This window comes from Halioglobus maricola (assembly GCF_009388985.1).
In the GTDB taxonomy this organism is placed as follows: Bacteria; Pseudomonadota; Gammaproteobacteria; order Pseudomonadales; family Halieaceae; genus Halioglobus; species Halioglobus maricola.
On record NZ_CP036422.1, the window covers coordinates 764,135 to 790,780 of the forward strand.

A 26,646-nucleotide genomic window follows, 5' to 3' on the forward strand; every position below is an offset into this window, starting at 1 on the left:
GAGCTGAAGTGAAACAGGGCCTTGAACTCAATGCGGGCATGCGCGGTGGGGCGGGCTACCTGTTGGAACTCGAATGCGTCCGCGGCCTGGCTATTCTACTGGTATTTCTGTTTCACGCCTTGGGTGTAAGCGTAGGGCAGATCGATGCTCCGGTTCCATTTTGGCTCTCCTATATCGCAGCGGGGAGCTCAGGCGTAACGTTGTTTTTTGTGCTCAGTGGCTTTTTGTTGAGTCTTCCCTGGTTGCGCTATGCGTCAGGGGAAGGGCATCTCCCCGGAGTCCGCAACTACTATGTCGCGCGCGTGTTGCGCATCGTGCCGCTCTATCTTGTGGCGGTGTTGTTCGCCTCTGTCGTCACCGGTAACTGGGCGGTTGGGTTGCGGGCGGCCCTGTTTCAATTTGTCGGATTTGATATTTTTCCCTACTCGGTGGTGTGGTGGACGCTCACAACCGAGGTGCAGTTTTACCTGGTGTTACCGCTGCTGGCCCTCGCATTGCTGCGCCCGGGTTGGACTCGCTGGGTTTGCGTTTTCGCCGGGGTGGCCTGGCTGGGAGCCTACAGCTATACCTTTGTCTATCCCGGCGGGGACCAGCCGATTCGATCCTACTGGTTGACCAAGTCGCTTTTTGGCCGCCTGCCTGCTTTCCTGATTGGTGTGTTGGCAGCATGGTGTTACTTGCGCTGCCGCGGGCTCGGATGGGAAAGGCAACGCTTGGCAGCGACGCTGATCATTATCGGCGCGTGGCTGTGCCTCGGGTGGGTATTGCAGTTGTCACTCGAGCTGGGCAAGCGTTCCGAGTGGTCCTGGCACTTGCATCACAGCTATGAAGCGCTGCTGTGGGCGATCATTGTGCTGGCGCTCTTATTGGGCGCACCCTTCGCTAGGCGGGTACTGGTCAATAGGTCGTTGGCAATTCTCGGCAAACTTTCCTACTCACTGTATTTGGTGCACGTGCCGATTCTGTTTTACCTGATCTATCCCGTGAAACAAACCGCGGGGGATGCCTATGCAGGCTCGGTCGTATCGTATCTTTTGCCGTTGGCGGCCCTGATATTAAGCCTCGGCTTATCTTTTATCACTTATCGCTTGATTGAATTGCCCTTTTTGAACCTCAAGCACCGTATACCTCTGTAACCGTATACCACTGTTAATGGAGATAATGATGAAACTAGTACCCTACCTGATCGTCTCATTGCTGCTGACCCCCTCTTTTGCGATGGCTGAGCTGGCTGTGGGAGAGATGGCACCGGATTTCACCCTCGCAGCGTCCGATGGCGAGACCTACACGCTATCTGACTTCCGTGGTAAGCAGGCAGTGGTGATCGCCTGGTTCCCCAAAGCCTATACCTCTGGTTGTACGGTGGAGTGCAAATCCCTTGCCCAGAATGGCCACCTCATTCGCGAGTACGATGTGAGCTACTTTATGGCCAGTGTGGATCCGCTGGCAGATAACGTGGGTTTCGCCAAGGAGACAGGGGCAGATTTTCCTCTGCTGAGTGATCCGGAAAAAGCCGCCGCCAAAGCGTTTGGGGTGCTCCACCCTATGGGGTTCGCCAGCCGTCACACATTCTATGTCGGGGTCGATGGCAAAGTGCTAAAAGTGGATAAGGATGTGACTCCGGCCACGTCTGCCGAGGACATGGCGCAAACACTGGGGGAACTGGGTGTCGCGAAGCGCTAGCCTGCAAAATTGGACTAGCTGCGGCGAATTCCGGCTCTGACTTGCGAAGTGGCAGGGTGTCGGGGCACTCTGTCGATGACGATTTTTCGAGAGTATTCAAAAGCTATGTCCACCCCGAAAAAAGACGAGAGCGACAAACCCGAGACGCTGGTAGAGGCGGTGAACCGCGAAGCCGGTGAGCTGATTCATCTGCTGCGTTGTTCTGACGCTCCGGACGAGGCACTGGCTGAAGCGACAGCCCATATGCAGGCTGCAATGGAGGTGCTCGCTCCCCACCTGCAACAGGGTGAAGGCTGGTCTACCGTATCGATCGCCAGTGACACACCCGGGCTGGGGTGGCGAGAAGACGACCTGACCGCCTGTATGCCCTACAGCCCTATTTCCGGGAAACGCAACCCGATCTCGCCGCCGATTCGTATGTGGCGTGATGGCGACGAGGTCCGCGGCGAGGCGTTGTTCTCGCCGACCTATGCCGGTCCTCCTAATAGTGTCCACGGTGGTATCATAGCGGCGGTGTTCGATGAACTGTTGTCGATGGCTAATGTAATCACGGGCGCTGCAGGTTTTACCGGAACCCTGAGTATTCGCTATCACAAGCACACGCCGCTGGATCGTCCGATTGAGCTGTGGGCTGTGTGCGACAATAACGATGGGCGCAAACAGTTTACACGCGGAGAGATGCGCGTTGACGGTGAAGTTACTGCGAGTGCCGAGGGATTGTTCATCCGCCCCCGATCGAAATCGGATGAGAGTTGACCAGGATTCAAGCGTTTGACGAGCAACTCAGCACAGCGAGCAAAACCTGCCCAGGCAGCGCGGCTGATGCGCTGGGCTACGTATGCGTCGGTGAGTGTGGCCACCTGCCTGATTGGTGCCAAATTGCTCGCCTGGAGCCTCTCCGGGTCGGTTAGCCTGCTGGCGACCCTCGTTGACTCAGGCTTGGATGCGCTGGCATCTCTTATTAACCTCTTCGCTGTTCACCACGCATTGTCTCCCGCTGACGAGGAGCATCGTTTTGGCCACGGCAAGGCAGAAGCGCTGGCTGGCCTTGGCCAGGCTTCGCTGATACTCGCCTCCGGTTGTTTCCTCTTATACGAGGCCGTGGGCCGACTACTTGCGCCGGAACCTATCGCCGCTGTTGCTGCGGGCATGTGGGTGATGGTGCTTTCAATCGGTTTAACCCTCGCTCTTTTAAGGTTTCAGCGGCACGTGATAGCGCGCACTGGCTCCACTGCGATACAGGCGGATGCCCTGCACTACCGTACTGATTTGTTGGTCAACGGCAGTGTATTACTGGCGCTTGTCCTGGCGACCTGGGGTTGGGTGGGCTTCGATGCACTGTTCGCCCTGGCGATCGGAGCCTACATTCTTTACAGCGCCTGGGACATTTTGCGGCGGGCTGCTGATCACCTGATGGATCGGGAGTTGCCAGACGAGGACAGGGCGAAAATCGAAGCTCTGGTAGCGCAGCACCCAGCCATACATGGCTTCCACGATCTGCGCACTCGCAGCTCAGGTACGGCAAGCTTCATTCAGCTACACATCGAGCTTGAAGACGAGTTGAGCCTGCTGCAGGCGCACCAGATCTCTGTGGAAATTGAGCAGATTATTGAGCAAGCGTTTCCCGGCGCGGAAGTGCTTATCCATCTCGACCCCCTGTCAGTGGTCGATGTGGAACGGCGCCAGACCTTTTAGCGCCGTCTAAAAGCTATAGCTGACGCGAGCAAAGATGTTGGTGCCGTAGCCTGGAAGGCGTTCGCGCATAGCGATATCAGGGTTTGCAGCCCTATTGTAGCCTGCCAGATGATCCGCATATCCCTTGTCGAAAACAGTGTCTACGCCCGCTGCGAATTGCAGTGACTGGCTTACCTGCCAATTTGCACTTAGATTGAGCAGTCCATAGCCCGCCGTCTCCTGCTCGCGGTTTGTCTCGCTGACCTGGTTTTGCGCGCTGTAGAACACGCCTTCAGCGCCCAGGTTCCAGTCGCCAGCAGCGTATCCCAGGCGAACGCTCGCGTTCGCCGGGGCGATACGATAGAGCTCGTCCTCTATGTCATCTCGCTCGCCGCGTACATAGTTGACGATGCCCGAGACCGACCACTGATCAGATACCTGCCATGCCCAGTCCATGTCGAACCCGTAAATCACTGCATCGACGTTGTTGAACTGTAGCGGGTCCGGATTGCTGGTGCCGTTCATCATATTCATCATGCGTACGAACATTACCGCAGGAGCAAGCTCACTATCCGTGCCCTGGATGTAGTCATCTATCTGGCTGTAGAAAATCCTGGGTGCAAGGGTGAGACGGGTATTGCTGAAATCCATGCCGAACTCGACCTGGTGAGAGACTTCCGGGTCCAGTTCGATATTGCCGGTATAGGTATTGCCATCCGCCAGGCCCGCAGTCGCCTCCAGTGGCAGCCACAAGTAGCGCTCCTGATAGCTCGGTGATCGTGTCTTCTGGGCCAGGCCGGCGTACCAACTAGTCGTGCTGGAAGCCCTGTACCAGGCCTTCGCCACGAGATCGACATTGCGGTCGGTCTGATCGCGATCCGCGTTATTGAATGCATCACGCAGAGCGGCCGCCGGCGGCATCATATTTGCGGGCGTTCCATCGACTTCGTCGGCATTCATGCCCACCTGGTTGTAGCGCAGGCCAAATTCGGCGCGCCAGGTATCGCTGAAATCGTGCTGGCGCTCCAGGAATGCGCCCAGTACTTCACGCTCCGCATCGTTGAAGTTCACTACGAAAAACATGTCTGCGTTGGGGTTTTCGATGTTGGAGTTGTGTGTCGAATCGAAGCCGTCCAGGCCAAAGATCCAATTGCCGTTTGTATCGGTCATGGTGGTCAGCAATTTGAAGCCCAGGTTGTCGCTGTCGGCGACATTGCGGCGCCACCGCATGCCGCTGGTCGGGGCCTGGCGAAGATGGTAGTTGGTCATGCCGTGTTCGAGGTCACTCGCAAAAACGGCCGCCGTAACATCGAGGGCACCGGGTAGTGCAAATCGATAGGTCAGGTCAACCAGGTCGCCTTCTATGTATTCGATATCCATGGGTAGCGCAGGTGTGCCCGAGTCACCGGTATCGTTGTAGCCGTAGTCGAGCTGCACGCTGTGGTTGCCCATCTTCAGGCCATAGCCGATGTCATAGCGTTCGCGCTCGTATTCCGTCGGTGTAATCTCGCCGTCGGCGAACTCAGCGTCGTCGCCAGACTCCAACATCGCTGCCAGGTTTAACTTGTGAGTGTTGTTGGCCGCAAACAGGGCGCCAGTCAGTTGCTGGCCACTGTTCACCGATTGCGCGCTGCCCATCAGCTGACCGTCTACCTGAAACTCGGAACCGGTGTTGAAATCGCCGCGCTGGGTCTTGGCGTCGATGGCGCCGCCGATCGATTCCTGCGCCACGCTCACCGGTGCGATGCCGCGATAGACCTCCAGTGATTCGAGCAGGCCGTTGCGGGCATAGGAGAGTGGAGGGTCCATCCAGTTTGGGCCAGACGGTGCCAACTGCGCACCATCCAGGGATGTGGCAATACGGCCGCCGTACATGCCTCGATATTGGGGTATTCCAGTGAGAGGCCCATTCGCGTTCACGTTTGCGCCAGGAGCCTTCTTCAATAGCTGCGCGACATCTGGCGAGATCACCAGTTCATCGCTGATATCGATGGTACGGCTGTCGTGATTTGCGGTGACCACCAGCTCTTCGATGTGGTCGGCGAGGGCGGTGGCACTGAGAGCGCTCAGGGCCAGAACAATAGCGGTGCGTTGCAAGGGAATGTCCATGGTTTGGCGATTTTGGCGCGCAGTATAGCCAGTGTTATCACGCCTCGCGTGTGGCACGTTGTCGCACCCATGCCGTGTGCAAGGTTCAACTATTTGACCCTGTGCTGACTGGGGGATTGTTCTCGTGAATTTTTCACACGCCTCAGGCCGAGGGCGGGCCTATATTGAGTACAACGACGCATCCAGGAAGGGTGCGCATTATAACGATAGTTAGCAATGGAGCCGCACATGCCCGTCATACATAACCGCAAAACCCTCGCCACCGCCGTTCTGCTCGCCAGCAGCATCAGCGCCGGTACAAGCTATGCGCAACAACTGGAAGAGGTGATAGTCACTGCCCAGAAGCGCACAGAGTCGCTGCAGGATATACCCATCGCAATCTCTGCCTATGATGCGGACAATATTGAGTCCATGGGCTTGTTCAATGCGCAGGATCTGGGTGCCGCATCACCGAGCCTGCAAATGCCGATCTACCCCACGGGCGGCAACAATCTGGCCTTGTTTATCCGCGGTATCGGCAACGCCGACTCCGTGGTGCTCACCAAAGACCCAACCGTGGGGGTCTACTACGACGGCGTTTACGCTGCTCGATCCACCGGCCTTCTGGCCGATTTGTCTGACCTCGAGCGTATCGAGGTTTTACGTGGCCCCCAGGGCACGCTGTATGGCCGTAATACCACGGCGGGTGCGATAAATTTCATTAACTCCAAGCCCACAGGAGAATTGGGCTTCAAGCAGTTGCTAGGCGTGGGTGATTACGGCAGCTGGCGTTCCGTCAGCCACCTGAATCTCGATGACATGGGCGGATTCAAGGCCAAGTTTACCGCGGCGTTCTCAGAGCGAGATGGCTGGGTAGACAACGACGGTGCGAATGCGATGCCTGGCTTGGACTACACGGACTTTTATCTGCGCGAGACCGAGGGCTATCGTATTGCCCTGCGCTATGACGGTATCGAAAGCCTGGTCGTCGATTACAGCTATGACTACTCCGACATGAATACTGCGCCAGGTTATCATCAGTACGGCGGCCCAACGGGCGGCCTCGACGCAGCGTTTAATCCGATTACCGACAGTTTCCGCAGCCGTCTGGAGGAAACCCGCAGCCCGACGGGCGGCCAGCCAACGGCCTATTACCTGCCGGAGACTGAGACCGAGGTAGAGGGCCATAACCTGACCGTCGAGTGGGCGTTGAGCGACAGCATGACGCTGAAGTCCATTACTGGCTATCGCGAGTTTGACGACGACGCTTCGCAGAACTTTACCCAGTCCTTCGGCAGCGCCGGCTCCCTGGAAGTCTGGAATGTTACCGAGCACGAGCAATTCTCTCAGGAGCTTCAACTGCTGGGCAGCTATGACAATATTCAATATGTCGCAGGTCTCTACTACTTCGAAGAAGAGGGTACCCAGACTGAACAGCAATACCTGGACCGCGCTACCGTCGACCAGTTTGGGATCATTGCTCTGGACCTGACCAACTTCCCGCCCACGCCCTGTAGTGATGGCAGCGGAATTGGTCCTGCAGTACCGATCTGTTCCGACTTCACATTCTTCTATCCGCTATACCTTGGCGAATATGCTGTGGACATCGAAAACGAATCCTGGGCGGCATTTGGCCAGGCCACCTGGAATGCGACCGAGCGGCTGGACCTGACGCTTGGCCTTCGCTACACCGATGACCAGCGCGATGCAGAGCGCACTAACGACGGCTTATTGTGGAATTCATTTGGCCCCGGCGTCTCCGATTCTGATCTCGATGAGACGGACTACAGTGTTATCGCGGACTACCGTTGGACCGACGACATATCGACTTACGCGAAAGTGACTACCGGTTTTCGTTCCGGCGGTTCCAGCCGTAACGGGCTGGATTTCAATCAGGCCTTCGACAAGGAAACGGTGACGTCGTATGAGCTCGGCTGGAAGAGTGAGCTGTTTGACCAGAGCCTGCGCCTGAACGGTGCGATTTTCTATATGGAGATCGATGACATTATTCTCGACTACCTGCCTGATCCAGTAAACAACCCCCAGTTTGTGGAGGTGTTCAATTCAGGCGAGGCTGAAATTTCAGGCCTTGAGCTCGATATTACCTGGGCTCTAGGTGATAACGTCATGCTTGGCGCTGGCTATGCCTACCTGGATTCGGATATCAACGATGCGATCTTCCCCGACGGCTCCGATCGCTCCGACACCACTGAACTGGTCTGGGCGCCTGAGCACGCCTACACCCTGATGGCAGATTGGGATATACCTACCAGCTACGGTAACTATCGCCTGCATGCTGACTACGCCTGGCAGGACGACCAGTTGGCCCTGGCCAATACCAACTTTGGTGAAGTCGTCGTTGAAGGTTACGGCTTGCTGAATGTCCGCGTGAGCCTGTCTGAAGTGCAGATGCTGGGCGGTGATTTCCAGTTCGCCCTTTGGGCCAAGAATGCCACCGACACCGATGACGAGAGCTACGCTATTGGCGCGACGTCCTTCACCTATCTTGCGCCGCGAATGTACGGCGCCGAGGTGATTTTCGAGTACTGATGACGGGAACAGGGAAATCTGGACCCAGTGTATTCGGGTTCAGCCCTCGCGAGCGATAATGCCCGAGGGCAGGCTCTCTTCCCAGGCAAGGGGGTCCAGCTCCTTGGGCAGGCGAGGTTGGTAGAACATCCGCTGTTGCTTTAGAAAACGGTTGAGGTCAGCAGTTTCGGCCTCGCCATTTTCAATTTCGAACAGCTTTTCACGCACCCCGTTAACCGGATCGACGTTGCACTCTGCACAGGCCTGAGGCCTGCGTGCAAAGGCTTCCAATTTGATCTGATCCATGGCATCGATACTGTAATCGAACACGGAGCCCAGAGGGTCTGTCTTGCGGTAGTCGCTGCAGCAGATATAGTACTGGCCACTCCAACCAATAAAAACAAAGTAGAAGGGAGCGGAGCACAGGCTTGTCACTTTGCGTTTGGCGAGAATGTCTTTCGCCTGCTGAACGTAGCGGTCACTCTCGGTAAAGTAGTGGCCGTTGTCGCAGGCGCCACCGCGATTGTTTTGCTCAAATCTGAATATCTCGCCTATCCCGGCTGCACGCCAAAACTCGCTATATTGCTCGACTTTGTGTTCGTTGAGATCATGGACAACGATGCTCACCGCCGATTCAACCTCGCGCTCGGGGTATTCCCGGGCCAGTTCCAGAAAGGAAAATATGTTGGTTCGTGTGGTTTCGAAATCGAGGTTGTAAACTAATTCGTAGTCTTCTTCTGTGTCGGAAATACTGAAGCAGATCCCTTTCAATCCAGCTTCCAGAAGGGTGCGCGACAATGCAGGCGTGAGCAGGTTAGCGTTGGTCGTCATCAGGACCTCGACACCCTGATCTGTCGCATAGCGAATAAACGCTTCAACCTGAGGGTGGAGCAGAGACTCTCCTTGTCCTGTAAGCGAAATACGTGGGAAAATCTCCAGTTCCTTGACCCGGGCAACCACCTGCGTGAAAGTGTCAAAAGGCATGAAGCCCTGATCCGGTGTTTCGTCTCGAGGACAGAAACTGCAAAGGGCGTTACAGCGGTTAGTTAGTTCAACGTCAATAAGACGTTCGGGGACATTCACCTGAGTATTTTCCTTGGTCGATCGATTCGGCGACCTGGGTTTTGGAAAAAGTATATCGAACGGGCGCTGCGCCCGCTATTGAATTATGAAGATAACGACAGAGCTCTCCCAGGGTATTCGGGCGTTCAACAAAAGACACTATGAAGAAGCCTTTCGCTTGCTGGAACCGCTAGCGGAAGCGGGGGAACTGCGTGCCCAGCTGATTCTGGCCAGGCTCTATTACGCCGGAAACGGTGTGGAGAAGAGCGATTCGCGGTATCACTACTGGTTGCAGAAGTCGGCCGATAGTGGCGACAAGTCGTCTCGCGCCCGGGTCAAGAAGTTACACAGGCAGGGGAAGCTCTCTTGATTCTGTCACCGCAACAGTGTCGTTTCTTTGAGATCTTCGGATTTCTAACGCTGCCCGGACTGTTCCGCGATGAGCAGGAACAGATGTCTCGAGCCTTCGATGCGCTCTTTGAGGAGCGCCAGGAAGAGGTTGTGGAGTGGGTGCACGAGACCCACGATAACCGGATGAGACGTATCGTCACTGATGCGACCGACAAGAGCGACTATTTCCGAGGGTTATTGAACGACCCGCGAATCTGTGGCGTTGCATCCGGCTTGCTCGGGGAAGGCTACGTGTATCGCGGTAGTGACTGCAGTATCTACGACTGTGGCACGCGATACCATCGCGATGCCTACGGCGCAAACCTCTCCTTCGATAACATCAAGATGGCTCTGTATCTCGAGCCCTTGAGTGAGCAGACTGGCGCGGTTCGGGTGATTCCGGGGAGTCATCACCAGGGTGGAAAGTTTACGCAGAACCTCAACAAGCATCTGGAAACAGGTTTTCAGGATCTTGGTCTGAGCACGGAAGAGGTACCGGCTACTGTCTTGGCTTGTGAGCCGGGTGATCTTCTGCTGTGGAATTATCGCTTGATGCATGCCACCAGTTACGGTGGGAATGCCCGCCGCATGCTGGCGCTGGAATTCTCCGAGCGTTATGAGCGCGATGATATAGTGGAACTTGACGCCTAGCCCCTAGTTGCGGGCCAGTTGCTCATCGATCAGCTGGTGGAATTGTGCGGCTGCTTCCTCCAGACCACCGAAGAGCAGAGTCTCATTTGCCCCGCAGTTGAATCCTTGCTGGGCACCCACTGCCACAAAAATATCCTCTGCCGCGAAGACCCCCTCGTCTATGAGCCGGAAAGAGCGCTCGAAATGTTCACGTTGTTCGTCTGAGCTCGGTGGCTCAGGCACCAGCATCGAATGAACAAAAAGAGTGCGGTCCGGCGCCTGTGGGAACAGGCAAATGACGCTGATGTAATCAGGTTGCATGACCAGCACCGCGTTGGGGAAAGTTGTGTAGGAGAAGGTGGCATGCCGGCGTATGTCTTCCAGTTCCCGCGCAGGTGTGCCGACGGCTTCCTCTATTTCATTGCGCGCAACCGCATTGCGCAAGTGTAAACCTGTAAGACTTGTCTCCGCGAGTGCGTCGGGGAAGAAGGGCCCCACCGTATTTTTGTGCAGTCGGGTAACGTGGTAGCCGTCGAGGAACGCGTCCTGAATCAGTTTCCAGCTCGCGGGAACATCGCGCACACTCTGCTGGCAAAAATGAAACTGGCCCAACTGAAAGAAATCAAACTCCGGCCCCAGTTCTGCGAGGTGCGCATCGATGTCCATTTCGCCTCGCACTTGTATCCAGATGAGACCGTTGCGTACCTCGGTAGCCACAGGTACCAGGCCGTTATCTTCCTTTGCGATATCAACAAAACTCTCGCAGCGTGGGATATTGCGGAGCTCGCCATCCAAACCGTAAGTCCACTGATGGTATGGGCATACCAGAGAGCGCAAGTTGGTCTGGCCCTCGTCCTGGACCAGACGCATGCCGCGATGACGGCACACGTTAAAAAATGTGGCGATGCCGCCGTTCTTGTCGCGGATTGTTATCAGCGGTACGCCCAGCCAGTCCTGCACAAGACTGTCGCCAGGCTCGGGAATCTGGCTCTCGTGGGCTAGCAGGATGGGCATTTTCTGAAACAACTGCAGCCGCTCGCGTTCGAACCTCGAGGGATCTGTATAGTTGGTCACAGGAATACGCAAACTACAGGGTGCTGGTCCGTTGGCCTTGCCATCGAAACGCGCTGACAGGGTGTCCACCGTGGAGTAGATGTCGGAAACACTCATTGCATTTTTTCTTATTGAATGCTGATGAGTCCAATCATAGCACTTGCACCTTGGCGGGGCATGTTTTAGCGTTCAGGCCATCGGTTTCAGCCAGAGAATAAGATGCAGGCATTTGAATTCAATACAGTGGGACGCATTGTTAGCGGCGGTGGGACGGCGTTAGCGCTGGCTGCCGAGTGCGAACGGCTGGGCGTCTCTCGCGTTTTGCTGGTGACGGATCCTGGTCTGGTGGCGCTTGGTTTGCCTGACGCGCCGGTTCAAGCGCTTCGACATGCGGGCGTTGCTGTCGAGGTATTCGATCAGGTGCGAGAGGACCCCCCCGAGGAGACCGTCCTCGAGGCTGCTGCATTGGCGCGCAGGGTTGGAGTGGACGGCGTGCTTGGTTTTGGTGGAGGCAGTTCTCTGGATGTCGCCAAGCTGGTGGCAGTGCTCGCCGGTGGTGAGCAGAACCTGGCTGACCTTTACGGTGTGGGCATGGTCACCGGCGCACGGCTGCCTTTGATTTTGGTGCCCACTACCGCAGGCACAGGTTCGGAGGCGACCCCGGTTGCGGTGGTGACGACAGGCGAGACCACCAAAGCAGGGGTATCTTCGCCCTTACTGCTGCCTGACGTGGCACTGCTGGATGCCAATCTCACCCTGGGGTTGCCCCCCGCTGTTACTGCCATGACCGGCATTGATGCGATGGTCCACGCTATCGAGGCATATACGTCTCGCAATCTCAAAAACCCGTTGTCTGATAATCTGGCACGACAGGCGTTGGCTCTGTTAGCGCGAAATATTCGTACGGCCGTCAGCGAGGGCAGTAATCAGTCTGCACGCGAAGCGATGTTGCTGGGGGCGTGTCTTGCCGGTCAGGCGTTTGCCAACGCTCCTGTGGCAGCAGTGCACGCTCTGGCCTATCCATTGGGTGGGCACTTCCACATTCCCCATGGTTTGAGCAATTCACTGGTCCTGCCCGCGGTGCTTGAATTCAACGCGCCGTCGGCTAGCGCGCTCTACGCTGAGCTGGCAGAGATCGTCATCGGCGAGCCTGTTGCGGGGAGTGATACCGCCAGGACCTCCGCGCTGATTGACTACCTGCGTCAGCTGATCGACGAGGTCGGATTGCCTGCCACCCTGGCCGATGCCGGTGTCGGGGTAGATGCACTGGAACTGTTGGCACAAGATGCCATGTTGCAGCAGCGTCTGCTCGTCAATAATCCACGCGATGTCAGCTACGATGACGCTCTGGCTATTTATCGTGCTGCCCATGGAGAGACTTCATGAGCAGGGACGCTATTCCCCAGCGCAGTGACTACAAAGTGTTTTATCCAATCGGTACGCGCTGGGCAGACAACGACATCTATGGCCATGTCAACAATGTTACCTATTATGCGTACTTTGATACCGCGGCGAACCGCTACCTGATTGAAGAGGGCGGCCTGGATATAACCGCCGGCGATATTGTTGGCTATGTGGTTAATTCGGGGTGTCAGTATCACGCACCGGTTGCCTACCCGGATGAATTGGAAGCCGGGATTCGCGTGGACAAGCTCGGCAATAGCTCGGTGCGCTACGGAATCGCCATCTTCAGAAAAGATGAGTCGACGGCAGTGGCCAACGGCCATTTCGTACACGTTTTTGTAGACCGCGCAGCCGATAGCTCGGTGCCGATCCCGTCGCAGTTGCGTCGGGCCCTCGAGCGCATAGTCGTCTAGGGCGCGCACTCTCCAAGCGAGCGGCAGGCGCGTCGAGCTGGATCTACCGATTGCAAAATCTTCATTTTGAGCTGGGCATTGTAGTCTGGCCTGGCTGCCAGGAAACTGTCGGCAGCGTCCACGGCGGCTTTTGAATTGTGGCTGGCGAAGGAGGTGCGCAGCCAGCCGGAGGGGAAGAATATATCGCCGGTTTGCTGGATTTCTTCTAGCAGTTCCAGGGTTGACGGTAAATATTTCTGCGCGTGCTCTCGACGGCTGGGATGGTGCAGGTTTGCCAGTCCCTGCAGTACCCACTGTTCGGTGCGTCGGTTCGCTTCATCGGCAAGCGATTTGAAAAACGCGTCTCGCACTTGGGCACTGGCCGAAACCGTGGGCGCGAGGAATTGCAGCTGCTCGCGATTGTCGGGATTATCCGTCTGTTTCAACTGTGCCGCGATGAGTTCATGTGCCCGTGCGGGGACCCGAATTGCCAGGGTCTGCACCAGCGAGAGTCGATCCCGTTCGGATAGTGAGAGCCCCGTGATACTCAGTTCGCCGCTCCACAGCTTTTCCAGCCGCGTAAGTGCTTCCGCCGAGCCGGCAATTCTTGCGTAACTTCTGTACCACTGGCGCCGGTTACTGGGCTGCGCCTCTAGTGAACGCCACAGAGTTGCCTCGATGCGAGGCAGCAGTATCGCCTGCTGTTCCGGGGAGAGAAAGTTGGCGTAGAGGTGATTCAGTTGTGGGAGCAGCAAATCCAGCAATAGCGCCGAGTCTTCCTCTGCTGCGATAACCAACAGGGCTTCAATGTAGGCCTGTCCCGCGATATGCCCTTCCAGTACCGCCTCATATAAATTGACCAGGGTCGAGCCCCGCTCGAGCTCCGTCAGTGCTGCCCAATGTTCCAGCAAGCCTGGCTCAACCGGGAACAGGCCGTAACCATAACCGTTGGCATTGAACACTGTTTCGGAGCTGAGCAGTTCTGCGGCGATAGACGTATCACTGCTCGAGTTGATCCTCCTGGCTGTGCCATCGACGGTGCGCGCGGTGAATTGCTGTGGCCAACTGCGACCCTGTCCAGCGGGATCCACCTGTTTGAGAGTTGCCTCCTGTTGTTCAGCTTGGGCATAAAACTGGGGGCGTCCGGGTGTGTCCACCCAGACCTCGCTCCAACTGGCCAGATCCTGTGTGCTTAGTTTGTCCAGAATGGCGATCAGCTCGGGCCAGCTTGCGTTGCCGTAGGCATAGCGCTTCAGGTAGGTCTGCATACCCTGGCGCAATCCTTCTTCACCGGTAATTAGTTCCAGCTGGCGCATCATGATGGGCGCTTTCTGGTAGATAATCGGGCCGTACATCTGGCCGGCCAGGTTGAGATTGTCCAGGCGCTGCCGAATGGGGTTGGCGCCGGCGGTGCGGTCCACGCTGTACGCGCCCGGATAGTGCCTCACCAGAAAGTTGAGATCGTGGTCCAGCTCTGGAAAGGCCGGATTGACGATCTTAGCCGCCATGAAATTGGCGAACACTTCCTTGGTCCATACATCGTTGAACCAGCGCATGGTGACCAGGTTGCCAAACCACATATGCGCGACTTCGTGGGCGATCAGGCTCGCGCGGCGCAGCTCATCCGCCTGGGTGGGGTCGGCCTCCAGAAAAAGTGTGGAAGCGCGGTACTGGATGGCACCTGTATGCTCCATGCCCCCGTACTGGAAGGCGGGGATCAGAGCGAAGTCCAGCTTCTCAAATGGCAGGGGAATTCCCGTGTATTGCTCCATCCAGTCCAGGCTCTGACTGTGCAGTGCAAAGACTTGCTCGACATTGCGCGCGACCTTTTCGCTGTCTGTTTCGCGGTGCAGCATAGTCATTTCCCGGCCATTTACCGTGCGGGTGATGGTCTCGAAACGGCCCGCGACGAAGGAGAGCAGGTAGGTGGGAACAGGTTCAGTCTGGGCAAACTGCCAGTGGGCGCGTTGGCCTCGGATTTCCTTGCTGATGAGCTTCGCGTTGAACAGGGCTGTCCAGTCGCTCGGCGTGTCCAGGTGAAGGCTCGCTTTCGCCTTGAGATCCGGTTGATCGAACAAGGGAAAAGCAGTGCGCGCACGGTCTGGCACGAAGAGCGTGTAGAGAAACTCTTGTCGGCGATTGAGAGAGCTATCACCGGCGGTGAATTCGACAGTGATGGCATTTGGGCCGCTGGTCAGAGCCGCGGCCGGAATCAGCAGGTGCTCCTGTTCAAACACAATGGGCAGCTTGCGGCTGTTTACGGTTAGCTGGTGTAGTTTTTCTGCCGATTCGCGAAAGTCGAGCTGAAGTGGCTGCCCGCTCGGCGTGTAGTTAAAGCGAATAGCTATTTGCCCTGAAATTGCCTCGTCGATGTCGGCCGATAGTTTGAGCGCGATATCGTATTCGACATCGGCAACTGTCGCTTTACGGGACGTGGCAAGCTCGTGCGAAACACCAGGCGCGACAGCGACGGCCGCCGTTGCGCCACAAGACACAGCCAATAGCGCTGCCAGCATCAGCCGGAGCATCAAACGCCTTCCATCAACTTGTTCAGCTTAAGTACTTGCGCGTAGCGTGTGGGAAAAAGTCGAGCAATTAGAGAAACAACTTTCGCGTCGTTCCCTATTAGCAGACGGACCTTCTTCTTTTCCATAGCCGAGATGATTTGTGCGGCGGCACCTTCCGCGGTAGTGCGAGTGTGTTGCTTGAATTGCGCGTCGCGCTCTTCTGCGGTGCTATCGCCACCGCGGGAGTCCCGGGCAATATTCGTTTCTATGCCACCTGGGTGTACACAGCACACATGGATGTTGCTGTCCTTAAGCTCATGGCGCAGGGCTTCGGTAAACCCTCGCACCGCGAATTTGGCAGAATTGTAGGCAGATTGGGTGGGTACGGCGATGATGCCGAAGATCGACGAGATGTTGACCAGGTGTCCCTGCTCCGATTTGCGCAGCAGTGGCAGAAAGGCCTTGGTGCCATGCACTACACCCCAGAAATTGATCCCCATCATCCAATCCAGATTCTCATAGCTCATGTCCTCGACGGTTTCTCCCAGGCCCACCCCGGCGTTGTTGATAACGATATCAACGCTGTTTCGCTCGGTGGCTATTCGATCGGCCCAACCGTGGAACGCTGCGCGGTCGGAGACGTCCAGTTTCTGGGTGTCGCAGGAGAGGTCTTGCCGTTCCAGCATGCCGGCAGTTTCTGCCAGCGTCTCTTCGTTAATATCACTAAGATATAGCGCGCAGCCTTCGCGATTGAGTTGCAGGGCCAGGGCTCGGCCGATGCCGGAGCCGGCGCCGGTGACGACGGCGCACTTGCCATTTGAATATGCCATGTTATTTCCTTTTGTTGGCGCGGGCGGGCACACTAAGCCCGGAATCACGAAGGTTTTTAGAGGTCTGGCGATGATGCTACTGCGAACATGCCTTGTTTTCACGATATTTGTTGCAGCTACCGGTGTTCGCGCGGGGACGGGTGCTGTGGCCATGCCGGATGGGTTTTCCGCCGATGCGGCCGAGCAGGTGCTCCTGGATGGTGGGAACGCTGTCGACGCGGCGATCGCAGCTACCTTTGTCCTGGCGGTGACGTATCCAGAGGCAGGCAACATCGGTGGCGGTGGCTTTATGACCAGCTTTGTCGACGGTGAGGCTGCGTTCCTTGATTTTCGCGAGCGGGCGCCGATCAGGGCCCACCGCGATATGTATCTGGATGAGGGCGGCAATTTCCAGCAGCGGCTGTCCCTCGTTGGAGCCAAGGCATCTGGTGTTCCGGGAACAGTGAAGGGCATGCAGGAGGCGCATGCCCGTTACGGCAGCTTGCCCTGGGAGCGCCTTCTGGAGCCCGCGATTACCCTGGCCGATGAGGGCTTTGTAGTGCCCGAAGTATTGGCGCAGATGGCAGCTTATAAGGTCGCGGATGATGAGGGTGCTACCAACTTCGCAGCTTACTTCGGCAAGATGCGAGCAGGTCAGGTATTCCAGCAGCCGGAACTGGCGGCAACCCTGAGAATTCTTGCAGCGGATCCCCAGGATTTCTACACAGGGCAGCCGGCGCAGCAGTTGGTCGCGCAGATGGCTGCCAGCGGCGGCCTGATTTCAATGAAAGACCTCGCTCAATACGAAGCGCAATGGCGTGAGCCGATCCGGGCGACCTGGCGCGAGTATGAAATAGTCTCGGCTCCGCCGCCCAGCTCAGGCGGTTTGGCGCTGGTGCAGTTACTCAAGATGCGGGATTTTGCCGGCGAGCATTTCAGTAAGCGCTGGCACAACGACGCTGGCTATGTGCACTTGCTGGCAGAAATCGAGAAACGGGTCTTTGCCGACCGAGCTGAATACCTTGGTGACCCTGACTTCGTCGATGTGCCTCTGGCCAGTCTGTTAAATGACGACTATCTTCGGGCGCGCGCAGCCGGTATTAATCCTCAGGCGATCTCTCCGATCACTGCAGTCCCCGCTGGCCTGGAATCCAGTGACACCACCCATTTCTCGATCCGGGACGGGGAGGGCAATGCTGTAGCGCTCACCTACACCTTGAATTGGGAGTTTGGCTCAGGTGTGGTTGTTGTTGGTGCCGGCTATCTCCTCAACAACGAGATGGATGATTTCAGTGCCAAGGTTGGGGTGAAGAACGGCTTTGGTGTGATTGGGAATGGCCGCAATGCTATTGAGCCGGGCAAACGCATGCTCTCGTCGATGACACCCACGATTCTATTGCGCGACGGAGAGCCGGCTCTGGTTGTCGGAACACCGGGTGGAAGTACGATTTTCACCTCCGTGTTTCAGGTGGTACTCAATCTGGTGGCGTTTGATATGCCTCTCCAGCAAGCAGTGGATAGCCTGCGCTTCCACCACCAGTTGCCTGATGCCGGCCTGATCCGCCACGACCAGTGGGACATTCCGGCAAGTACAAAGGAAGGGCTGGAGGCACTTGGCTATCAGGTCGAGCCCAATAGCTGGGGCAACCTTGGAGATATTCAGGCGATTGCGGTGAGTGATGGTAAGGTCAGCGCCGCGGCGGACGCCCGAGGCCGGGGAGTCGCCCGCTTGGTGCTTGTCCCTGATCGGGTGCAAACTGACTAGACAGGACAGCCCGCTTAACCTAAAATCACCCGCCAGATTTTACACACCCGCATTGCGTCGCGGGCAACGTGTATCCGGTGAAAAAATCAGAGCTGAATGACTATGAAAAGGCGAGATGCGGTTACCCATCTCGCTTTTTTTGCGAGCGCGCAACATACGCTTGAAAAGCCAGCTACAACTTGTGATTGACGGAGGTTTGCTTGACCAGTCCCGCCATTTTGGTCCTTGAAGATGGTAGTGTTTTCAAAGGCTTAGCAATAGGTGCCAGTGGCACGTCCGTTGGCGAAGTGGTGTTCAACACCGCGATGAGCGGTTATCAGGAGATTCTTACAGATCCCTCCTACGCTCGTCAGATCGTCACCCTGACATACCCGCATATCGGCAATACTGGAACCAATCCCGAGGACGAGGAGTCCACCGCGATCTGGGCCGCCGGCCTGGTGATACGCGATTTGCCACTGATGGCGAGCAATTACCGCAATGAACAGGGCCTCTCGGAGTATCTCCAGCAGCGCAATATCGTGGGTATCGCCGATATCGACACGCGCCGCCTGACCCGCATCCTGCGCGAGAAAGGCGCCCAGAATGGTTGCCTGATGGCGGGGGCTGATATCGATGAGGCCAAAGCTCTGCAACTGGCTAAAGAATTTGCCGGCCTCAAGGGTATGGACCTCGCCAAGGAAGTGACCTCCAGCGAAACCTACAGCTGGACTGAGGGCAGCTGGGCGCTGGGTAGTGGCCACGCCACCCCGGCGGAAGCTGACCTGCCCTGGCATGTAGTCGCCTATGACTACGGTGTGAAGCGCAATATCCTGCGCATGCTGGTCGACCGCGGCTGCCGCCTCACGGTGGTGCCCGCCCAGACACCCGCATCCGAGGTTCTGGCCATGAATCCAGACGGTATCTTCCTTTCCAATGGTCCGGGCGACCCCGAGCCATGCACCTATGCCATTGAGGCGATCAAGGAGATTCTCCAGACCGAGATTCCGGTATTCGGTATCTGCCTCGGCCACCAACTGCTGGCCCTGGCTTCTGGTGCCCAGACCGTGAAGATGAAATTCGGCCATCACGGCGCCAACCATCCGGTTCAGGATGTCGAAAACGGTACGGTGTTGATCACCAGCCAGAACCACGGTTTTGCCGCTGATGAAGCCAGCCTGCCGGAATCGCTCCGGGTGACCCATAAGTCACTGTTTGACGGTAGCCTGCAGGGCATTCACCGCACCGACAAGCCAGCATTCAGCTTTCAGGGCCACCCTGAAGCGAGCCCCGGGCCCCACGATGCGGCGCCGTTGTTTGACCACTTTATCGAGCTGATCGAAGCCAAGGCAGGGAAGTAAGTAGCATGCCAAAGAGAACTGATATCCAGAGCATCCTGATCCTCGGAGCAGGTCCGATTGTTATCGGCCAGGCCTGCGAATTCGATTACTCCGGCGCGCAGGCCTGCAAGGCGCTGCGCGAAGAGGGTTACCGCGTCATCCTGGTGAACTCCAATCCGGCCACCATCATGACCGACCCGAGCATGGCCGACGCCACCTATATCGAGCCCATCGAGTGGCAGACGGTAGCGCGTATCATCGCCGACGAGAAACCGGATGCCCTGCTGCCCACGATGGGCGGCCAGACAGCGCTCAACTGCGCGCTCGACCTCGACAAGCACGGCGTACTCGCCGAGCACGGCGTGGATATGATCGGTGCGACCAAAGAAGCGATCGATATGGCGGAAGACCGCCAGTTGTTCGACAAGGCCATGAAGCGCATCGGTCTCGAGACGCCTCGCGCATCCACCGCGCACAGTCTGGAAGAGGCCTTCCAGGTACTCGACAGCATCGGCTTTCCCTGCATCATCCGTCCCTCCTTCACTATGGGCGGCTCCGGTGGCGGTATTGCTTACAACCGCGACGAGTTCGAAGAAATCTGCATGCGCGGTCTCGACCTCTCGCCCACCAACGAGTTGTTGATCGATGAATCGCTGATCGGCTGGAAGGAATACGAGATGGAGGTCGTTCGGGACAAGAACGACAACTGCATCATTGTCTGCGCCATCGAGAACTTTGACGCCATGGGTGTGCACACAGGCGACTCGATCACTGTCGCGCCTGCTCAGACGCTCACCGACAAGGAATACCAGATCATGCGCAACGCCTCGCTGGCGGTGCTGCGTGAAATCGGTGTTGAAACCGGTGGCTCCAATGTCCAGTTTGGCCAGTGTCCGGATACCGGTCGCCTGGTGGTGATCGAGATGAATCCGCGGGTATCCCGCTCCTCTGCGCTCGCGTCCAAAGCGACCGGCTTTCCTATCGCCAAAGTGGCCGCCAAACTCGCCATCGGTTACACCCTCGACGAGTTGCAAAACGATATTACTGGCGGGGTGACTCCGGCCTCTTTCGAGCCGGCGATCGACTATGTGGTCACCAAGATTCCGCGCTTCGCCTTTGAGAAATTCAATGGTGCCGACGCCCGCCTGACCACCCAGATGAAGTCTGTGGGTGAAGTGATGGCGATTGGGCGCACCTTTCAGGAATCACTGCAGAAAGCCCTGCGTGGCCTGGAAGTGGGATCTTCCGGTTTTGAACACATGATCGATGTGGACAACCCGGACCTGCGCGATGAACTGGTCTCGGAATTGACCAATCCGGGTGCCGAGCGCATCTGGTACATTGGCGACGCTTTCCGCGCCGGTATGTCCATCGACGAGGTGTACAAGTACTCCGGTGTGGATCCCTGGTTCCTGGTGCAGATCGAAGATCTCATCAAGACCGAAGACAATCTCAAACGAGTAGAGCTGGCCGAGATCGACGCTGAGCAGATGTTCCAGCTCAAGCGCAAAGGTTTTTCCGATGAGCGCCTGGGAGTGCTGCTGAATTCCTCCCAAAGAAGAGTGCGTCATCACCGACAGGGCCTGGGCATTCGTCCCGTCTACAAACGTGTAGATACCTGTGCCGCCGAGTTCGCCTCTGCAACCGCCTATATGTATTCCACCTATGAGGAGGAGTGCGAGGCCGCGCCATCAGATCGAGACAAGATTCTGGTGCTGGGCGGCGGCCCCAACCGTATTGGCCAGGGCATTGAGTTCGACTACTGCTGTGTGCACGCGGTGCTTGCAGCGCGCGAAGACGGTTACGAAACCATCATGGTCAACTGTAACCCCGAGACAGTCTCAACCGACTACGATACCTCTGATCGCCTCTACTTCGAGCCGGTCACGCTGGAAGATGTACTGGAAATTGTCGCGCTGGAGAAGCCCAAGGGTGTGATCGTCCAGTTCGGTGGCCAGACGCCGCTGAAACTGGCCCAGCGCCTGGAAGAGGAGGGCGTGCCTATTATCGGTACCACTCCTGACGCAATCGATCGCGCCGAGGATCGCGAGCGTTTCCAGCAGATGATCGACAAGCTGGGCCTGAAGCAGCCCGCCAACACAACAGTCCGCAGCACAGAGGAAGCGGTTGAAGCCGCCGCGAAGATTGGCTACCCACTGGTGGTGCGCCCCTCCTATGTCCTCGGTGGCCGCGCGATGGAAATTGTGTACCGCGAGGAAGATCTGTTGCGCTACATGACGCAGGCCGTTCAGGCCTCGGAAGATAGCCCTGTTCTGTTGGATAGTTTCCTCTCCTCCGCTATCGAAATCGATATTGACGCGGTTTCCGACGGTGAAGAAGTGGTTATCGGCGCGATCATGCAGCATATCGAGATGGCTGGCGTTCACTCCGGAGACTCCGCTTGCTCCCTGCCGCCCTACAGTCTGGATCCGGCTGTTCAGGACGAGATGCGCGAGCAGGTGAAACAGATGGCACTGGAGCTGGGCGTGAAGGGCCTGATGAACGTGCAGCTGGCCTGGCAGGACAACGAAATTTACGTGATTGAGGTAAATCCGCGTGCGTCGCGCACCGTGCCCTTTGTATCCAAGTGCATCGGTCGCTCCCTGGCCCAGGTGGCAGCCCGTTGTATGGCTGGGCAATCCCTCGCGTCGCAGGGTTTTACCGAGGAAATCGTGCCGCCGTACTATAGCGTCAAGGAAGCGGTGCTTCCCTTTAATAAATTCCCCGGCGTTGACCCGATTCTCGGCCCGGAGATGCGCTCCACCGGTGAGGTGATGGGTGTCGGCGATAATTTTGCCACGGCCTTCGCGAAGGCCCAGCTGGGTGGGGGCGATGCGCCTCCCAAGTCTGGCACTGTGCTGATGAGTGTGCGCGACGTGGACAAGCCAGGTGCTGTCGACGTGGCCAAGGACCTCGTTGGCATGGGCTTCAAGCTGGCTGCGACCGGCGGAACCGCCGATGCGCTGGAGCAAGCTGGCCTGGAAGTGCGCCGCGTCAACAAGGTACTGGAAGGTCGCCCCCATATCGTCGATATGATCAAGAATGACGAGGCGGACTTCATTATCAACACTACCGAGGGCCGGCGAGCGATCGAAGATTCCGCGCCGATCCGTTCCAGTGCTGAGGCCCACCGCGTGTTTTACACCACCACTCTTGCTGCGGCAGAGGCCATTACGATGTCCCTCCAGGAAGAGGGCGACAAGAAAGTGCGCAGGCTACAGGACCTGCACGGGAGTATCAGTTAATGAATAATGTACCGATGACTGTGGCAGGGGAAGCGGCCCTGCGCGCCGAGCTGGAGCACCTCAAGAAGGTGGAGCGGCCACGTATCTCCGACGCGATTGCCGATGCCCGCGAGCATGGCGACCTGAAGGAGAATGCCGAGTATCACGCGGCTCGCGAACAGCAGAGCTTTGCCGAGGGTCGTATCATGGAAATTGAGGGCAAGCTGGCCGGCGCCCAGGTTATCGATGTGACTCAGATTGCCAAGACTGGCAAGGTTATTTTTGGTACGACAGTAAGCCTTCTCAACGTCGAAACTGACGATGAAGTGACGTACAAAATCGTTGGCGAAGACGAGGCGGATGTAAAGAACAACCTGATTTCCATCGGCTCACCAATCGCCCGTGCGCTGATCGGCAAGGAAGAAGGTGATGTCGTGGTTGTGCGTGCTCCCGGCGGCGAAATCGAGTACGAAATAGACGACGTTCAGCACATTTGATGAGAGTGAGTGGACGCTGCTGAGGCAGCGCCCACGCGCGGATTTTATTTCGGGTCGTAGCTGTACTTCTGGCCGGCAATCGCCGCCTCATACATCAGGCCACCCTTGGCAATAGTGAACACAGCCATACCTTTGCGATAACCGAGTGACGCGGTCGATGCGTCGTTTTTGCCGCCCGCTACGCTTGTCTGGGTGCCACCTCCCGTATTGGCCTGCGCGCCTGCAGATGCAGTGATCGCTACAGCCGTCGCTTGCGCGCCGAACTCGAAATTGCCCGAGGTGAAGTCCTCAAACGCGCGTTTGTCCTCGAAGAAGATCACCTGGCTATAAGCTTGTCCGCCGAGCTGCCAACCGATAGAGAGCTGACTCATTTTAGTATCGCCGACTTGCGCACCACCTGCGTAGACACGGCCCTTGCCGTGTGCCCCGCCAATGCCCATTCCACCCTTGCCGATAGTGGGAAACAGGGCGTAGCCGTAGCAGTTATCGAAGTATGCAGCGCTTTCGCCGGCATTGATGAAGGTCTTTTTGGCGTCATCAAATTCGTCGGCGTGGGCCGTCTGCAGAGTGAGTAGCACCATCGCAGTGGCGAACAGGGATTGGAGTGTTCTAGTCATAGGGATTGGGTCCTTGGAGATTGATGGGAAAGCAGCCTATAACATCGTACATGACGCGTGATTTGTCCACCGATAAGCGCGCGCACCGACTGTTGAATGCTAATCGTTCTCATTGGTGCTATGATCGCCGCATTCAAATTTTGGAGAGGAAGCGTGCGCACATCCCTATGGTCACTCAAGGCGGGAGACCGTTGCACAATTGTGGGTTACGACGACGCGTTGGCCGATAAATACCGTATTCGGCTGATGGAGTTTGGTTTTCACGCGGGCGAGAGTGTGGCCTGCTTGCAGTCGCCGGCTTTTGGTGCACCCAAGGTCTATCAGGTCAGTAATACCGTCTACTCCCTCGACGATGAAGTCGCCACCCACGTGCGGGTTCAGCGAGACGATAACAATGAGTAGTGTGATCCTCATCGGTAGCCCGAATTCGGGCAAGAGCTTGCTGTTCAATCGTCTCACCGGCTTGTCCCAGAAGGTCGCCAATTTTCCGGGTATTACGGTGGATGTCGGCACCGGCCCGCTGCAAGCGCTCCCGGATAAAACCCTGATCGATTTTCCTGGCACGTATTCGCTGCAGGCGATTTCGGCCGAGGAGGAGGTCGCTGTAGAGCGGTTTGAGCAGTCTCTTGACGATCCGGATGTGGAGCGCGTGCTGTGCATCATCGATGCGACCCGTCTTGAGAAAAGCCTGCTGTTCACCCTGCAGGTGATTCGCGACTGCGAGCGGCGGGGCAAGGAAGTTTTTGTTCTGGCGAACATGATCGACGTCCTCGACAGTCACGGCCTCGAGCTCGATGTGGCGGGCCTGTCAGCGGCGCTGCATACGCCTGTGATGCCGATTTCGGCACGCTCTGGTAAAGGAGTCGATGAGGTCGTGGCAGCCCTGTCGCGAGCTGTGGCGCCCGGCGCCCGGCGTGAGCACCTGATGCATACCCCGGATGAAATCCTGCGCGGCGAGGCGCACAGCCTCGCGCGTCGTTATGGTCCCCAGGGTGACATTCTGGTCAGAGAGCAGAATCGCCTGGATAGTTTCTTTCTCCACTCCCTGACCGGAGGCGTCTCCTTCTTCGTCATTATGTATTTGCTGTTTCAGTCGATTTTTACCTGGTCGGCACCCGCGATGGACGCAGTAGAGATGAGTCTTGGCTGGATGGCCGATGCCATCGTCCCCAATATTGGCAACCCCTTGCTGGCCGACTTTACCGCTGATGCGCTGTTTGGCGGTATTGGGGCGTTCCTGGTGTTCGTACCACAGATCTTTGTTCTCACCTTTGTTATCGGACTGCTCGAAGACTCGGGCTACATGGCGCGGGCGGCACTGATCTGCCACAAGCCACTGCGTCTCTTTGGCTTGACTGGTAAGAGTTTCATTCCTCTGCTATCGGGGACAGCCTGTGCGATCCCCGCCATCTATGCTGCCCGGGCTATCGATTCGCCAAGAAAGCGCCTGTTGACCTATATGGCTATCCCTTTGATGCCCTGCAGCGCTCGCCTGCCTGTATACACACTGCTGATTGCTGCGTTTATTCCATCGAGTACCGCGCTCGGGGGGCTGCTCGGTTGGCAGGGCCTGGCCATGTTTGGGATCTATTTTTTCGGTATGCTTTGTGGTCTGCTGGTCACTGCTTTTGTTTCCCGCACCAGCGACGACCACTACAACGACCTTCCGTTTGTGCTTGAACTCCCTCCCTATCGTCTCCCGGGCCTTGTGCCGATCGTCCGCAACGCCTGGAACCGCTCCAAGCACTTTGTGACCAAGGCAGGCAAAATCATCTTCACTCTGGCCCTGGTCATCTGGGTATTGGGTTACTTCCCTAACTATGGCGCCGACCTCAGTGAGTCCTGGCTTGGCCAGATTGGCCAAGTGGTGGAACCGATATTCCAGCCTATGGGCCTTGACTGGCGCTACGGCGTAGCGATCTTCGCGTCCTTTGCCGCTCGCGAGGTGTTTGTGGGTACGCTGGGTACTATTTTCGGTATCGAGGGCGCAGATGAAAATATGGTGCCACTGGTAGATCATATTCAGGGCAGCGGGCTGCCGTTGGGCTCCGGGCTCGCATTGTTGGTGTTTTTCGCGATCTCACTACAGTGCATTTCCACCCTCGCTATTCTGGCCAAGGAGAGCGCCTCTCGCTCCCTGACCCTGAAAATGTTCTTCGGTTATTTCGTGCTGGCCTATGTCGCCGCAGTGGCTGTTTTTCAGGTGACCAGTCTCGTCACCAGCTGACCAAAAGTTTTTTTTTGCGGCGGATGTAACTTTTGTGCTGCTGCCTGCGAATACGGGTTAAACCCCCAACAGCAGGAAGCAGCATCATGATCAAAACACGTATAGCAGCACTTTCACTCGCCCTTGCGGCTAGCCAGGTTCAGGCCCAGTCGCTCGACAACATATTCGCCGGTTTTGCCGGAACGCCTTATGAGGTGACGATCACCAATTTGACACTGGGGCAGAGCTTTACGCCGCAGCTGGTGGCCACCCACCGCGGTTCCGAGATGATGTTTAGCCTGGGACAGCCGGCTAGCGCAGGCCTGGAGCGCCTGGCAGAGGGCGGTGATACCTCCGGTGTGCTTGAAGAACTTGGCAATCGTGTGGCCTACGCCACCACGATCGATGGCCTCCTGGGGCCTGGCCAGTCAGTGACGACTACCGTAATGGCAACAGGGCAGGAGAAGTTTTTCTCTGTCGCCGCAATGTTGCTGCCGACCAATGACACATTTATGGCGGCCAATGGTGTGAAGTTGCCTACCCAGGGCAAGGTAACCTATATGGTGCCGGCTTATGACGCGGGTACCGAGGCAAACGATCAGGATTGCATGAACATTCCCGGTCCAACATGCGGCGGCGCGCCCTTCAGCGACCCAGCAGAAGACGATGAAGGCTTCGTGCATATCAGCAACGGCTTCCACGACCTGGGTGGCGACACCTTGAGCCCCGCCGCTTACGACTGGCGCAATCCTGTCGCCCGCGTGGTGGTAAAACGGCTAAACTAAGGCCTTGGAATG

General features: G+C 57.2%; 22 protein-coding genes. 16 read left to right on the forward strand and 6 right to left on the reverse strand.

The window, feature by feature from the left end; translation table 11 throughout:
• Positions 1-8 precede the first annotated feature (8 nt).
• The 4 genes from EY643_RS03390 (at position 9) to EY643_RS03405 (ending at position 3,378) form a co-directional block, all read left to right on the forward strand.
• Positions 9-1,136 (forward strand): acyltransferase family protein, encoded by a 1,128-nt coding sequence (locus EY643_RS03390; RefSeq protein WP_152660878.1) that lies wholly within the window; start codon positions 9-11, stop codon positions 1,134-1,136.
• 28 nt (positions 1,137-1,164) lie between these two features.
• Positions 1,165-1,683, forward strand: coding sequence for a peroxiredoxin (locus tag EY643_RS03395; protein WP_153240882.1), 519 nt, complete (start codon positions 1,165-1,167; stop codon positions 1,681-1,683).
• A gap of 105 nt (positions 1,684-1,788) precedes the next feature.
• Positions 1,789-2,439: a PaaI family thioesterase gene (locus tag EY643_RS03400; protein WP_170287266.1), complete on the forward strand. Its 651-nt coding sequence runs from the start codon at positions 1,789-1,791 to the stop codon at positions 2,437-2,439.
• A 15-nt stretch (positions 2,440-2,454) separates the two neighbouring features.
• The gene (locus EY643_RS03405) at positions 2,455-3,378 is read left to right on the forward strand and encodes a cation diffusion facilitator family transporter (RefSeq protein ID WP_240732806.1); all 924 of its coding nucleotides are present in this window, start codon (positions 2,455-2,457) and stop codon (positions 3,376-3,378) included.
• 6 nt (positions 3,379-3,384) lie between these two features.
• Here EY643_RS03405 and EY643_RS03410 read toward each other — a convergent pair whose 3' ends face one another.
• Entirely contained in the window at positions 3,385-5,466 is a 2,082-nt protein-coding gene (locus EY643_RS03410; RefSeq protein ID WP_152660880.1) for a TonB-dependent receptor, read from the reverse strand.
• A 228-nt stretch (positions 5,467-5,694) separates the two neighbouring features.
• Here EY643_RS03410 and EY643_RS03415 point away from each other — a divergent pair, with 228 nt between their 5' ends.
• Positions 5,695-7,995 (forward strand): TonB-dependent receptor, encoded by a 2,301-nt coding sequence (locus EY643_RS03415; protein ID WP_170287267.1) that lies wholly within the window; start codon positions 5,695-5,697, stop codon positions 7,993-7,995.
• Positions 7,996-8,034: 39 nt separating this feature from the next.
• On the opposite strand, the gene EY643_RS03420 is transcribed toward EY643_RS03415, so the two are convergent.
• Positions 8,035-9,057 carry a radical SAM protein gene (locus tag EY643_RS03420; RefSeq protein ID WP_170287268.1) on the reverse strand — a complete coding sequence of 341 codons (1,023 nt, stop codon included), beginning with the start codon at positions 9,055-9,057 and terminating at the stop codon, positions 8,035-8,037.
• An 85-nt stretch (positions 9,058-9,142) separates the two neighbouring features.
• On the opposite strand from EY643_RS03420, the gene EY643_RS03425 reads away from it, so the two are divergent.
• Together EY643_RS03425 and EY643_RS03430 are read left to right on the forward strand one after the other, a co-directional pair.
• Complete coding sequence (locus EY643_RS03425; RefSeq protein ID WP_152660883.1) at positions 9,143-9,406, forward strand: SEL1-like repeat protein; 264 nt, start codon at positions 9,143-9,145, stop codon at positions 9,404-9,406.
• On the forward strand, positions 9,403-10,077 hold the full coding sequence (locus EY643_RS03430; RefSeq protein ID WP_152660884.1) for a phytanoyl-CoA dioxygenase family protein: 675 nt from the start codon (positions 9,403-9,405) through the stop codon (positions 10,075-10,077). Before EY643_RS03425 ends, EY643_RS03430 begins: the two co-directional genes overlap by 4 nt.
• Positions 10,078-10,080: 3 nt before the next feature.
• Here EY643_RS03430 and EY643_RS03435 read toward each other — a convergent pair whose 3' ends face one another.
• Complete coding sequence (locus tag EY643_RS03435; protein ID WP_152660885.1) at positions 10,081-11,226, reverse strand: aromatic ring-hydroxylating oxygenase subunit alpha; 1,146 nt, start codon at positions 11,224-11,226, stop codon at positions 10,081-10,083.
• A 102-nt stretch (positions 11,227-11,328) separates the two neighbouring features.
• On the opposite strand from EY643_RS03435, the gene EY643_RS03440 reads away from it, so the two are divergent.
• Positions 11,329-12,495: an iron-containing alcohol dehydrogenase gene (locus EY643_RS03440; protein ID WP_152660886.1), complete on the forward strand. Its 1,167-nt coding sequence runs from the start codon at positions 11,329-11,331 to the stop codon at positions 12,493-12,495.
• A complete protein-coding gene (locus EY643_RS03445; RefSeq protein WP_152660887.1) occupies positions 12,492-12,926 on the forward strand; it encodes an acyl-CoA thioesterase in 435 nt (144 codons plus the stop codon). Before EY643_RS03440 ends, EY643_RS03445 begins: the two co-directional genes overlap by 4 nt.
• Here EY643_RS03445 and EY643_RS03450 read toward each other — a convergent pair.
• Both EY643_RS03450 and EY643_RS03455 read right to left on the reverse strand, forming a co-directional pair.
• Complete coding sequence (locus EY643_RS03450) at positions 12,923-15,433, reverse strand: M1 family metallopeptidase (RefSeq protein ID WP_152660888.1); 2,511 nt, start codon at positions 15,431-15,433, stop codon at positions 12,923-12,925. The genes EY643_RS03445 and EY643_RS03450 overlap by 4 nt on opposite strands.
• The gene (locus EY643_RS03455; protein WP_152660889.1) at positions 15,433-16,242 is read right to left on the reverse strand and encodes an SDR family NAD(P)-dependent oxidoreductase; all 810 of its coding nucleotides are present in this window, start codon (positions 16,240-16,242) and stop codon (positions 15,433-15,435) included. Before EY643_RS03455 ends, EY643_RS03450 begins: the two co-directional genes overlap by 1 nt.
• A 70-nt stretch (positions 16,243-16,312) precedes the next feature.
• Between EY643_RS03455 and ggt the strand changes: the two genes are divergently transcribed.
• From ggt to greA, 4 genes are all read left to right on the forward strand, one after another.
• Positions 16,313-17,986: a gamma-glutamyltransferase gene (gene ggt / locus EY643_RS03460; RefSeq protein ID WP_240732807.1), complete on the forward strand. Its 1,674-nt coding sequence runs from the start codon at positions 16,313-16,315 to the stop codon at positions 17,984-17,986.
• A 200-nt stretch (positions 17,987-18,186) separates the two neighbouring features.
• Complete coding sequence (gene carA / locus EY643_RS03465; protein WP_152660890.1) at positions 18,187-19,326, forward strand: glutamine-hydrolyzing carbamoyl-phosphate synthase small subunit; 1,140 nt, start codon at positions 18,187-18,189, stop codon at positions 19,324-19,326.
• Positions 19,327-19,331: 5 nt separating this feature from the next.
• On the forward strand, positions 19,332-22,550 hold the full coding sequence (gene carB / locus EY643_RS03470) for a carbamoyl-phosphate synthase large subunit (RefSeq protein WP_152660891.1): 3,219 nt from the start codon (positions 19,332-19,334) through the stop codon (positions 22,548-22,550).
• Positions 22,550-23,026 (forward strand): transcription elongation factor GreA, encoded by a 477-nt coding sequence (gene greA, locus EY643_RS03475; protein ID WP_152660892.1) that lies wholly within the window; start codon positions 22,550-22,552, stop codon positions 23,024-23,026. Before carB ends, greA begins: the two co-directional genes overlap by 1 nt.
• A gap of 44 nt (positions 23,027-23,070) precedes the next feature.
• On the opposite strand, the gene EY643_RS03480 is transcribed toward greA, so the two are convergent.
• Positions 23,071-23,643 carry a YSC84-related protein gene (locus tag EY643_RS03480; protein WP_152660893.1) on the reverse strand — a complete coding sequence of 191 codons (573 nt, stop codon included), beginning with the start codon at positions 23,641-23,643 and terminating at the stop codon, positions 23,071-23,073.
• 153 nt (positions 23,644-23,796) lie between these two features.
• On the opposite strand from EY643_RS03480, the gene EY643_RS03485 reads away from it, so the two are divergent.
• From EY643_RS03485 to EY643_RS03495, 3 genes are all read left to right on the forward strand, one after another.
• Positions 23,797-24,045 carry a FeoA family protein gene (locus EY643_RS03485; protein ID WP_240732808.1) on the forward strand — a complete coding sequence of 83 codons (249 nt, stop codon included), beginning with the start codon at positions 23,797-23,799 and terminating at the stop codon, positions 24,043-24,045.
• The gene (gene feoB / locus EY643_RS03490) at positions 24,038-25,870 is read left to right on the forward strand and encodes a ferrous iron transporter B (RefSeq protein WP_152660894.1); all 1,833 of its coding nucleotides are present in this window, start codon (positions 24,038-24,040) and stop codon (positions 25,868-25,870) included. Before EY643_RS03485 ends, feoB begins: the two co-directional genes overlap by 8 nt.
• 86 nt (positions 25,871-25,956) lie before the next feature.
• Complete coding sequence (locus EY643_RS03495) at positions 25,957-26,634, forward strand: spondin domain-containing protein (protein ID WP_152660895.1); 678 nt, start codon at positions 25,957-25,959, stop codon at positions 26,632-26,634.
• Positions 26,635-26,646 lie beyond the last annotated feature (12 nt).

Bases quoted from the DNA above. Each gene is read 5' to 3' on its own strand.
- EY643_RS03395 (WP_153240882.1), top strand. From the start codon at position 1,165: ATGAAACTAGTACCCTACCTGATCGTCTCATTGCTGCTGACCCCCTCT.
- EY643_RS03400 (WP_170287266.1), top strand. From the start codon at position 1,789: ATGTCCACCCCGAAAAAAGACGAGAGCGACAAACCCGAGACGCTGGTA.
- EY643_RS03410 (WP_152660880.1), bottom strand. From the start codon at position 5,466: ATGGACATTCCCTTGCAACGCACCGCTATTGTTCTGGCCCTGAGCGCT.
- EY643_RS03415 (WP_170287267.1), top strand. From the start codon at position 5,695: ATGCCCGTCATACATAACCGCAAAACCCTCGCCACCGCCGTTCTGCTC.
- EY643_RS03425 (WP_152660883.1), top strand. From the start codon at position 9,143: ATGAAGATAACGACAGAGCTCTCCCAGGGTATTCGGGCGTTCAACAAA.
- EY643_RS03435 (WP_152660885.1), bottom strand. From the start codon at position 11,226: ATGAGTGTTTCCGACATCTACTCCACGGTGGACACCCTGTCAGCGCGT.
- EY643_RS03440 (WP_152660886.1), top strand. From the start codon at position 11,329: ATGCAGGCATTTGAATTCAATACAGTGGGACGCATTGTTAGCGGCGGT.
- EY643_RS03445 (WP_152660887.1), top strand. From the start codon at position 12,492: ATGAGCAGGGACGCTATTCCCCAGCGCAGTGACTACAAAGTGTTTTAT.
- EY643_RS03450 (WP_152660888.1), bottom strand. From the start codon at position 15,433: ATGCTCCGGCTGATGCTGGCAGCGCTATTGGCTGTGTCTTGTGGCGCA.
- EY643_RS03455 (WP_152660889.1), bottom strand. From the start codon at position 16,242: ATGGCATATTCAAATGGCAAGTGCGCCGTCGTCACCGGCGCCGGCTCC.
- ggt (WP_240732807.1), top strand. From the start codon at position 16,313: ATGATGCTACTGCGAACATGCCTTGTTTTCACGATATTTGTTGCAGCT.
- carB (WP_152660891.1), top strand. From the start codon at position 19,332: ATGCCAAAGAGAACTGATATCCAGAGCATCCTGATCCTCGGAGCAGGT.
- greA (WP_152660892.1), top strand. From the start codon at position 22,550: ATGAATAATGTACCGATGACTGTGGCAGGGGAAGCGGCCCTGCGCGCC.
- EY643_RS03480 (WP_152660893.1), bottom strand. From the start codon at position 23,643: ATGACTAGAACACTCCAATCCCTGTTCGCCACTGCGATGGTGCTACTC.
- feoB (WP_152660894.1), top strand. From the start codon at position 24,038: ATGAGTAGTGTGATCCTCATCGGTAGCCCGAATTCGGGCAAGAGCTTG.
- EY643_RS03495 (WP_152660895.1), top strand. From the start codon at position 25,957: ATGATCAAAACACGTATAGCAGCACTTTCACTCGCCCTTGCGGCTAGC.